This is a genomic window from Kitasatospora sp. MBT66 (genome assembly GCF_000710405.2).
Lineage (GTDB): Bacteria > Actinomycetota > Actinomycetes > Streptomycetales > Streptomycetaceae > Kitasatospora > Kitasatospora purpeofusca.
Genome location: NZ_JAIY01000003.1, coordinates 985862 through 995591 on the forward strand (window position 1 = coordinate 985862; position 9730 = coordinate 995591).

Sequence of the window (9730 nt, forward strand, 5' to 3'; positions counted from 1 at the left end):
GGTGCCGCCCGGAATCCGCAGGTCGGACCGAGCCGGAACGCCCTCTCCGACGGATCGTTACCCGCTCTTTGCGACCGGACGCGCGGGTACGGCGACGGCGCCGCTACCCTGTGCTCCGCAGCGGAACGACCGCCCGGCCGTTTCCGCTCTCGCTGGGGGCGATTGTGGTCGAACGTCTGGTGGTGGACCTCCACGCCGACGGCCGGATGCTGGTGACGGAACAGCCGTCCGGGGACGAGTCCCCGCCGCCCGCCGTCGACGCCGGATGGCTGCGCCGGCCCCTGGCCGACGCGCCGATGGAGAGCCTGCGCTGGTACCTGGAGGAGTACCTGCGGACCCCGCTCGGCGCCTACGGCGAGCGGGGTCCGCAGATCGCCCGGCAACTCCCCGACTGGGGCGCGCGGGTGTTCTCCGCACTGTTCGGCACCGGACCGGGCCGGGACGCCTACCTCCGGGCCCGCGGCCGCGGCGGCGGCGGGCTGGAGATCGTGCTGCGCTCGGGCTCCCCGCAGTTGCTCGCCCTCCCCTGGGAGTTGATGACGGACCCGGACCGGCCGGTGCCGCTGGTACTGGACGATGTCGTACTGAGCCGCCGGACACCGGACACGGAGGACGGGGGCAGCCACGGCCTCGGGCTCCCCGGGACCGGCGCGTCCCGGCTGCGGGTGCTGCTGGTCGTCACCGCCCCCGACAACCCGGCCCGCCCCGGCCACCGGATCCTCGCCCCGACACTGCTGCGGCGACTGCGCGCGGAACACGGCACGGTCGAACCCACCGTCCTGCGCCCGCCGACGACGGAACATCTGGCCGAGGTGCTGCACCGGGCCCGGGAGGAGGGCCGGCCGTTCCATGTCGTCCACTTCGACGGGCCCGGTCCGACCGACGTGCCGGCCACGGTCCCCGTCCCGCTGGTGGTCCTGACCACCGGCCGCTCCGCCCCCGAGCCCGGACTGCCGGAGGCCGTGGCCGCGTCCCGGCTGCTCCGGGAGGGCGCGCACGCCGTGCTCGCGCTGCCGTACCACCTCGACGCGCCGGCCGCCGCCGGGTTCCTGGCCACCTGCTACGAGCGGCTCCGCACCGGCGAGCCGGTGACCCTGGCCGTGGCCGCAGGGCGCCGCCGACTCGCCACGCAGGACCGACGCACCTCCCCCAGGGGCCCACTGCCGCTGGCCGACTGGACGGTCCCGGTCCTGTACAGCCGGCCCGGGGCGGCACTGCCCGGACCGGACGCCGCCCCAGCGGTACAGGTGGCGGCCGCGCACGAGGCGACCGGGGCCACGGCAACAGCGAAGCCCTCGGACCACCATGACGAGCTCGCGCCCGACGGCGGGTTCGTCGGGCGGGACGGTCTGCTGCTCGGCCTCGACGCCGCGACGCGGTCGCACCGGGTGGTCCTCCTCCACGGTGCCGCCGGCATCGGCAAGACCGAGCTGGCCAAGGCGTTCGGCCGCTGGTGCCGGGAGACCGGCGCGGTGGACGGGCCGGACGCGGTGGTGCTGCACCCCTTCGAACCGGGCACGGCCGGGCCCGCCGCGGCCGGGGTGGTCGAGCGGATCGGCCGCCGGCTGTTCGCCCCCGAGGAGTTCGACCCGCTCCCGCCCGCCGAGCGCCGGGCGGCCGTCGAACAGGCGCTGGCCACCCGCCGCCTGCTGCTGATCTGGGACGGCGTCGACTCCCTGGCCGCGGATCCCGGGGCGGCGGACGAGGAGCGCGCCGGACTCCGGGCCCTGCTCGACCTGGTCGCCCGGCAGGGGAGCAGCACCGTCCTGCTCACCGGCCGCACCCCTGAGGACTGGCTCGGCACGGCGGCACTGCGGATCGAGGTGCCGGGCCTCGACCCGGGCGAGACCGTCGAGTACGCCGAGCAGTTGCTCGGCCCCTCCACCGACACCCCCTGCTCCCCCGACACCGTCCGCCGACGCGGGCTGCGGGTGTTCGGCGAACTGCTGGAGTGGCTGGGCGGGCACCCGCTGGCCATGCGGCTCGCGCTGTCCTCGCTCGACGCCCACGAGCCGTGGCAGACGCTGGACACCCTGGTGCGCGGCGCGGCCGCGCTGCCGGACGCCCCCGCCGACGCGGACCGGCTCCCCGCTGCCGAGGCCGTTCCGGCGGCGCTCGCGGTGAGCACCGCCTACGCGCTGGCCCGCCTCGGCGCGGCCGACCGGCGGGCACTGACGGCCGTCTCGCTCGTGCACGGGGTCGCCGACGCCACCGTGCTGGCCCTGCTGTCCCGCCATCCGCTCGCGCCCGAACGCTTCCGGGGCCTCGGCACCGAGGACTGGCAGCGGCTGCTGCTGCGGGCGGCGGAGCTCGGTCTGCTGACACCCTGCGGCCGCACCTCCCACCGGGTCCACCCGACGGTCGCCGCCCAGCTGGACGCCGGGTGGCGCGCGTCCGGGCCCGGCTTCGCCGAACAGCACGAGGCCGGGCTGCAGGCCCTGCTCGGCGCCCAGGTCAACTTCTGTCTGCTGCTCACCCGCGAACTGCACAACGGCAGCGCCGAGTTCGCCCTGACCGCGCTCGACCTCCAGCGGCCGACGGTCGGCGCGATGCTCGCCCGGGCCCTCGACCGGGGCCTGTGGCTGCAGGCGCTGGCGCTCGTCCGTCCGCTGCACGACCACTGGAACGCCCGGGGCACGGACCTGGAGGCCCGGCACTGGGTCGACCGGGTGCGGCTCGCCGTGGAGGAGCCCGACGGCACCCCGCCCGTCCTCGACAGCCCGGCCGGGTCCCTGTGGCTGTACGTGGTCGGCGCCGACGCCCGGCGGCTGCTGCGGCAGGGCACGGTGGACGGGGCCGAGCGCGCCCTCCGGGAGATCCATCGCGCCGCCGAACTGCACCCGCCCGGTGCCGAGCAGCTCGACGAGCTGGCCGACTGCCACCAGCGGCTCGGCGGGATCGCCGTCGACCGGGGCGACTTCGGCGAGGCCGAGGAGTGGTACCTGCGCTCGCAGGCTCTGCTGGAGCGGCTCGGGGACGTGGACGGCCTCGCGATCGGCCAGCACCAGCTGGGGGTGATCGCGCACCGGCTCGGCCGGCCGGACGAGGCCGAGCGGCGGACCCGGCAGGCCCTGGAGGTCTTCGAGCGCCTGGGCGAGACCGGCCGGGCGGCCGCCTGCCACCACCGGCTCGGCGTCCTGGCCGAGGAGCAGGGCCGCTTCGAGGACGCCCACGGGTGCTTCGCGCAGGCGCTGGCGGTCGTTCGCGCGACGGCCGTCGGTACGGCGGCCGACCTGTCCGTCACGGCGGAGCTCCACCACCGGCTCGCCGCCGTAGCGGCCGAGCTGGGCCGGCTCGACGAGGCGGAGGACTGGTGCGAGCGGGCACTGGACCTCGCCGAGGAGTCGGGCAGCCGGGCCGGCGCCGCCGACGCCCACCACCGGCTCGGTGTGCTGGCCACGGCGCGGGAGCGGTTCGCGGAGGCCGAGGCCCGGCACCGCAAGGCGGTGGAGATCCGGCAGGACCTCGGCGACCTGGCCGGCACGGCGGCCGGCGAGCACCAGCTCGGCCTGGTGGCGGCCCGGCGCGGGGATCTCGCCGAGGCGGAGCGCCGCCACGCCCGGGCACTGGCGCTCCGGGAGGAGCTGGGCGACCGGGCCGGGGTCTCGGCCGGGTACCACCAGCTCGGGCTGACCGCCCAGGCGGGCGGCCGGGCGGCGGAGGCCGAGGCCCGGTACCGCAAGGCGCTGGACGTCTCGCACCGGATCGGCGACACGCCCGGACTGGCGCGCACCTTCGGGCAGTTCGGGCTGTTCGCGGCGGAGCAGGGGCGGCCCCGGGAGGCGATGGAGTGGCTGGTCCGCAGCATCACCGCCTTCGAGGAGTTCCCGCACCCGGCGACCTGGCCGAGCGTGGTCGGCCTGCGTCGGCTGGCGGTCGACCTCGGCCCCCGTGCCGTCGAGCGCGCCTGGCGCTCGGTCACCGGCCGCCGGCTCCCGGACGCCGTCCGGGACCAGGTCGCCGACTGACCCCGGGGCCGGGCCGAGGCGGTCACTGGCGGACGCGGTCCCTGGCGGACGCGGTCGCCGGCCGGGCTACTCGGCCGGGGCCTCGCCCAGCAGGAGGCCCCGGATCCGGGTCAGGGTCGCCGCGTCGCGGGCCGTGGTGAAGGGAAGGGCGTTGCCGCCGGCGAGGCGGAACGGCGCGCCGGTGAGGGTGGCGTGGGCGCCGCCCGCCTCGGCGACCAGGAGCAGCCCGGCCGCGTGGTCCCAGGCGTTCTCCCAGGCGAACACCGTGGCGTCGACGGCGCCCCGGGCGATCGCCAGGTACTCCAGCCCCGCCGAGCCCGCGCACGGCCGGGTGCGCACGCCCTCGGCGCGCAGACCCAGCAGCGCGCGCTTGTGGACGGGCGTGGTGAAGCGGGGGTGGGAGGCCGCGATCTCCAGCGGGGCCCCGGCCGCGGGCGGGCCGGCCCACAGCGGGACGCCGTCCAGGTGGGCGCCGCCGCCCCGCAGGGCCGTCGCCATCTCGTCGCGGACCGGCGAGTAGGTCCAGGAGGCCAGCAGCTCGCCCCGGTGCGCGAGCGCGACCAGGGTGCAGAAGCCCTCGTCGCCGCGGACGAAGGTACGGGTCCCGTCGATCGGGTCCACGATCCAGACCGGCCGGTCACCGCCCAGCTCCGCGTAGAGGCCCGGGTCCGCGTCGACCGCCTCCTCCCCCACCACGACCGAACCGGGGAGCAGCTCGGTGAGCGCGGCCGTCAGGTGGGCCTCCGCGCCCCGGTCGGCGACCGTGACCAGGTCGTGCGGGCCCTTCTTCTCGGCCACCTGGTCGGCGGTCAGCGAGCGGAAACGCGGCATGATCTCGGCAGCCGCCGCCCGCCGGACCGCTTCCCCCACCGGGCCCAGGCACTCCGCGGCGAAACCTTCGTCGATCATCCGTCCATCACACCACAGATGCGGGCACCCCAGCTCCAACCGAACAAACGGACGGGGTGAGCGCCGGCGCAGTGCCCGCCCCGCACCGGCGCACTCCCCCGCCCCGCACCCGCTCAGCCCTCCGCGTCGAGCGTTCGAGCTGCCTTCCGGGCTTGCTGAGCCTGCTCGGCCTGCCTGGGCGCGTACCAGGTCAGCAGGGAGGCCAGCGCCAGCACCGCCGCCAACCCCGCGACGCCGCACAGGGCGGCCCGGAGGCCGACCGAGGAGGCGGTGAGGCCGACCGCGGCAGGCCCGAACAGGCAGCCGCCGTAGCCGATCGAGGCGACCACCGCCACCGCGGACGAGCGGGCCTCGGGGCGGGCCTGCTCCCCTGCCAGCGAGAGGATCGTGGGCGTGCACACCGAGATGCCCAGACCGGCCACGACGAGCGCCGCCAGCATCGACCGCACGCCCGGCGCCAGCGCGGCGCCCAGGGTGCCGACGGCCGCCACCGCCGCCCCCAGGGCGAGCAGCTGCCGCTGCGGCAGGCGGGCGGTGAGACCGTGCCCGGCCAGGCGGCCAACCGCGGCGGCGGCGGCGAACACCACCGGACCGGCGGCGGCCGCGCCGGAACCGGTGTGGAAGACCGAGCGCAGCATCACCGCACTCCAGCTCTGCCAGGCGTTCTCGACCAGGTACGCGAGGCCGCACAGCGCCCCGAGGACCAGCAGCGGCCGGTCCGTGACGCCGGACCGCCGGTGGGTCCGGCGGGACGCGCCCGACGGCGGACCCGCCGGGCCGGGGAACCCGACCACCACGGCCGCGCCGGCCAGCAGCACGGTGGTCACCAGCAGCACCCGGTCCACCGCGAGGTCGCGCTCCAGGGCGAGACCGGCGCCGAGGGCACCGAGCACCACGCAGGCGGAGAAGCAGGCGTGGGCGGCGTTCATCAGCCGGCCCGAGCGGCTCTCCTCCTCGCTCGCCAGCGTGTTGATCCCGACGTCGACGGCCCCGGACGCCGCGCCCAGCACGGCGAGCGCCGCCATCAGCGCCCTCGCCCCGTGCGCGAGCCCGGGCAGTACGGCGGCGGCCGCCATCAGCAGGAGGATCACCGCGACGGCCGAACGGCCGAAGCGGTCCACGGCCGCGCCTGCCGGACGCATCGAACCGAGGGCGCCGAGTCCGATCATCAGCACGGCGACGCCCAGTTCAGCGTTGCCGACCCCGGCCTGCCGCTGGACCTCCGGGATCAGTGCACCCCAGGCACCCCAGAACACCCCGAACGCACCGAACCCCACCAGCACCTGTACTCGCACCAGAACCACCAGTCCCATCCGTCACTGACGGACAGGGCCATTCCCACCGCTGCGCCCCCGCAGCACACACCCCCCAGGGCGCCAAAGAGCGCGCCCCCAGCGCGTCCGGCGCCGAAGGTGCTGCCGTTCCGGCGCGGGCGCCGGGGCGGACGCCGGGGCGGGCGGGCGCGGGCGCCGGGGCGGACGCCCGAGCCGGCCGGAGTGGCCGTCAGCACCCCTGGGCGGCCGGGGCGGTGCAGTGGTCGCGCGCCTCGGCGAGCGCGGCGGCCAGGGCGGCCGGGCGGCGGGTGGAGAGGTAGACGTAGGGGCAGAGCAGGGAGGGCTCGGCGACCTCCACCCGGACCGCGCAGGGGAGGTAGGTGCGGATCAGGAGCCGGGCCCGGGGGCTCGCCAGCCGGGTGCGCCAGGCGAAGGCGGCGGCCTGGTCGAGGACCTCGACCGCGCCCGCGTGCTCGCCCCGCAGCACGATCCGACCGGCCACCAGAACACCGTCGCACACCCGGATCCGCGCGCCGCCGTACCAGCCGAACGCCGGCGCGAGCGCCATCAGCAGCACGGTGCCGGCGGCGACGGCGAACAGCGGGGAGAGCGGGAGCAGCGCCGCCGCGAGCGCGGCGGCGGCCACCAGCGCGGCCAGCCACCAGCGCAGCGGGACGGAGAGTCGTTCGTCGTAGATCACCACACCCGGGATGCTGCCATGCCGTCGGCCGACCGCCGACCCCGGGCAGGTGAGGTCGGGTCGGATCGGCTCAGGTGCGGTCGTGCCAGGAGAAGGCCGTGATCCGCCAGCCATCCGGGGTCCGCACGAACTGGATCGTCTTCGTCCCGCCGCCCTCGTAGGGCTTGCCGTCGAAGAGGCCGTACTTGCGGTACTCGCCGAAGCGCGACGCGACGTCACCCTCGATCTCGGTCCGCTCGGAGGTCTCCCACTCCGAGAAGCCGACCAGCCGCCCCTCCGGTGCCAGCAGCCGTTCGCGCGGCTCGATGAACTCCTCGACGGAGTAGACCGTGAAGGCCGGGGTGGTGGTGACGATCACCCCCTGCGGGAGCATCAGGCGGCGCAGCCGGGCCACATCGGCACCGCGGCCGTCCCGGTTGTCGAACGCTCCGAAGAACTCGGCGGTCAGCTGGTCGATTTCGGCCTTGGACATGATCCGACCGTAGCACCGGGAGCCATGCGGATCATCCCTCCGGCGCAATGTCACACACCACACCGGGCCGAATCTTCCGCCCCGGGACCGGCACGTCCAGGTGTCGCGCATGTGATGATGCCGCGCCCCTGTGGTGAACACGGGTGAATCGCTAGCATGACCGTGCCGTCGAACAGGAATCCGCCAACCCGCATGGGAGGAAGCACTCATGAGCGCTCAGGTCCTGGACATCCGCGACGCAGGCCTGCTGGACATCGACGAGGACACCATCACCTTCGAGGACGAGTTCGCCGCCGACCTCACCCCGGTGGCGTGCCTCGCCGACCCGTGGGTCACCTATGTCCCCACCCGTTTCGAGTGTGGTTTCGACTCCTGATCCCCGCCGGGCGGTCGGAGTAGCAGCGGCGACCGCCGGGCAGCCCGGCCCGGCGGTCGCACCGGCCCCGCGCACACGAGGGCGCGGGTGGGGCGGACCCCGGGAAGGGAGCGGCGGAGCATGGCGGCAGCGGCTGCGGGCGGGGAGCCCGACGACGGACCGGCGGGGGACGTACGGTCCCGACTGGCCGCCCACCTCGCGGCACCGCCCGGCGCCCTGCGGCGACTGCACAGCGGCGACGGCTGGCTCTACCTCCAGGACCCGCGGATGCCCGAACTCGGCCACGGCTGGAAGCTCCTCCTCTCGTCCCGGCCCGACCACCTGCCCGACCTGGTCGACCTCGTCCTCCCCGTCCTGCTCGGCCGCACCTGCGACGCCAAGTTCGCCGCCTCCACCGCCGTCCTGCACCAGCTCAACTCCGGGCTCCGCGGCCCCGCCGGCGTCGGCAAGGCCGTCACGGTCTACCCGGCGCCCGAGGAGGCCGCGCCGCTGGCCGCGGAACTGGCCGTGGTGCTGGCGGGCCGCACCGGTCCGCGCGTGGTCAGCGACCGACGGCTGCGGTTGGACGCCCCGGTCTACTACCGCTACGGCCCGTTCCGGGTCTCCGGCGAGGACCCCGACCTCGTCATGACCGGCCCCGACGGCCGGACCTTCCCGGGGCTGGCGGAGTCCTCCTACCGCCAACCGCCCTGGGCGGCGGACCCGTTCACGGCGTCCGGCCCGACCACCGACCCGGCCCGGCCCCCGTCGCCGTCATCGTCACCGTCGCAGTCCCCGTCTCCGTCTCCGTCTCCGTCTCCGTCTCCGACCACCCGGATCGGCGACGGCCGCTACCGGATCACAGCCGGGATCACCCGCTCCCCGAACGGACACGTCTACCGCGCGGTGGAGGTCGCCGGCGGGCGGGAGGTGGTGGTCAAGCAGGCCCGCGCCTTCGTCGCCGAGGACCGGACCGGCACCGACGCCCGCGGCCGGCTCCGGCACGAACGGCGGGTACTGGCCGCGCTGGCCGGCGTACCCGGAGTGCCCGACCTCGTCGACTACTTCCGGCACGGCGAGGACGAGTACCTGGTGAGCACCGCCCGCGGACCGCGCGACCTCCGCCGCGCCGTGCTCGAAGCCGGCCCGTACGACGTCCTCGGCGACCGGGCGCCCGCCACCGCGCCTGCCACCGCGCACGGAGCCGCCACGGCGCCGGGCCGCGACTGGTGGGCCCTGGCCCGGGACCTGCTCGCGATCCTGGACGCCGTGCACGCGCGCGGCGTGGTCGTCCACGACCTCAAGCCCGCCAACGTGGTGCTGAACGCCGCGGGCGGCTGCTCGCTCGTCGACTTCGGTGTCAGTTCGCTGACCGGCGAGCGGCCGGAGGGCACCACCCTCGGCTACGGCCTGCCCGCCACCGCCGGGCCGGACCCCGCCGGACCCCGACCCACCGCCGATTACTACGGGTTGGGCGCCACCCTGCACTGGGCCGCCACCGGCCTGGACCCCGTGGTGATCGACCCGGACCCGGCCGTCAACCGCGAGCGCACCCTCGCCTGCCTCGCCGGCGCACTGCCCACGCGGGCCACTCCCCCCACCCGGCCCGGCCTGCCCGGCAGGTCCGCGGACGCGGCGGTCGCCCTGGTCGCCGGGTTGCTGAGCCTGGACGCCGAGGAGCGGTCGGCGGCGGCCGCCGACCTGCGGCGGGTGCCGGCCGAGCCCGACGCCCGACCGGCCGCGCCCGGGCCCCGGCCCGCGACACCGGCGCAATCGCCCCGGACCACCCACCGGCCGCCGGTGGTGACGGCGGACCTGCTCGACCGGGCCGTCCGGCACACCCTCGACCGCAGCGTCCGGATGGCCCACGACCTAGTCGACGGCCGACCCTCCACCTCCCCCGGCACGGGCCGCCCGTCCCGCCCGCGCACCCTGCTCTCCCGCTACGACGGCGCCGCCGGCCTCGGCCTCGAACTGCTCCAGCACCCGGACCGGCCGGAGGTCCGCGAAGCGGCCGCCGCACTCGCCCGGTGGACCGCCGCCCACCCCGCC

General features: G+C 76.6%; 6 protein-coding genes and 1 pseudogene. 3 read left to right on the forward strand and 4 right to left on the reverse strand.

The genetic code is table 11. The annotated features are described in order from the left end of the window. The first annotated feature begins 164 nt into the window (after nt 1-164). A complete protein-coding gene (locus tag BI06_RS06360; protein ID WP_043465623.1) occupies nt 165-3968 on the forward strand; it encodes a tetratricopeptide repeat protein in 3804 nt (1267 codons plus the stop codon). 66 nt (nt 3969-4034) lie between these two features. On the opposite strand, the gene BI06_RS06365 is transcribed toward BI06_RS06360, so the two are convergent. The 4 genes from BI06_RS06365 to BI06_RS06380 form a co-directional block, all read right to left on the reverse strand. After that, the gene (locus BI06_RS06365; RefSeq protein WP_030395537.1) at nt 4035-4877 is read right to left on the reverse strand and encodes an inositol monophosphatase family protein; all 843 of its coding nucleotides are present in this window, start codon (nt 4875-4877) and stop codon (nt 4035-4037) included. Between the two features lie 113 nt (nt 4878-4990). Further along, nucleotides 4991-6172: an MFS transporter gene (locus tag BI06_RS06370; RefSeq protein ID WP_158516388.1), complete on the reverse strand. Its 1182-nt coding sequence runs from the start codon at nt 6170-6172 to the stop codon at nt 4991-4993. Between the two features lie 208 nt (nt 6173-6380). Beyond that, the gene (locus BI06_RS06375; protein WP_233290026.1) at nt 6381-6854 is read right to left on the reverse strand and encodes a DUF3093 family protein; all 474 of its coding nucleotides are present in this window, start codon (nt 6852-6854) and stop codon (nt 6381-6383) included. A 67-nt stretch (nt 6855-6921) separates the two neighbouring features. Next, nucleotides 6922-7323 carry a DUF4440 domain-containing protein gene (locus BI06_RS06380; protein ID WP_051740313.1) on the reverse strand — a complete coding sequence of 134 codons (402 nt, stop codon included), beginning with the start codon at nt 7321-7323 and terminating at the stop codon, nt 6922-6924. Between the two features lie 208 nt (nt 7324-7531). Between BI06_RS06380 and BI06_RS52280 the strand changes: the two genes are divergently transcribed. Together BI06_RS52280 and BI06_RS06385 are read left to right on the forward strand one after the other, a co-directional pair. Then, the gene (locus tag BI06_RS52280; RefSeq protein ID WP_167349769.1) at nt 7532-7699 is read left to right on the forward strand and encodes an SflA family class IV lanthipeptide; all 168 of its coding nucleotides are present in this window, start codon (nt 7532-7534) and stop codon (nt 7697-7699) included. 120 nt (nt 7700-7819) lie between these two features. After that, nucleotides 7820-9730: pseudogene (locus BI06_RS06385) on the forward strand (hypothetical protein); the annotation flags it as partial.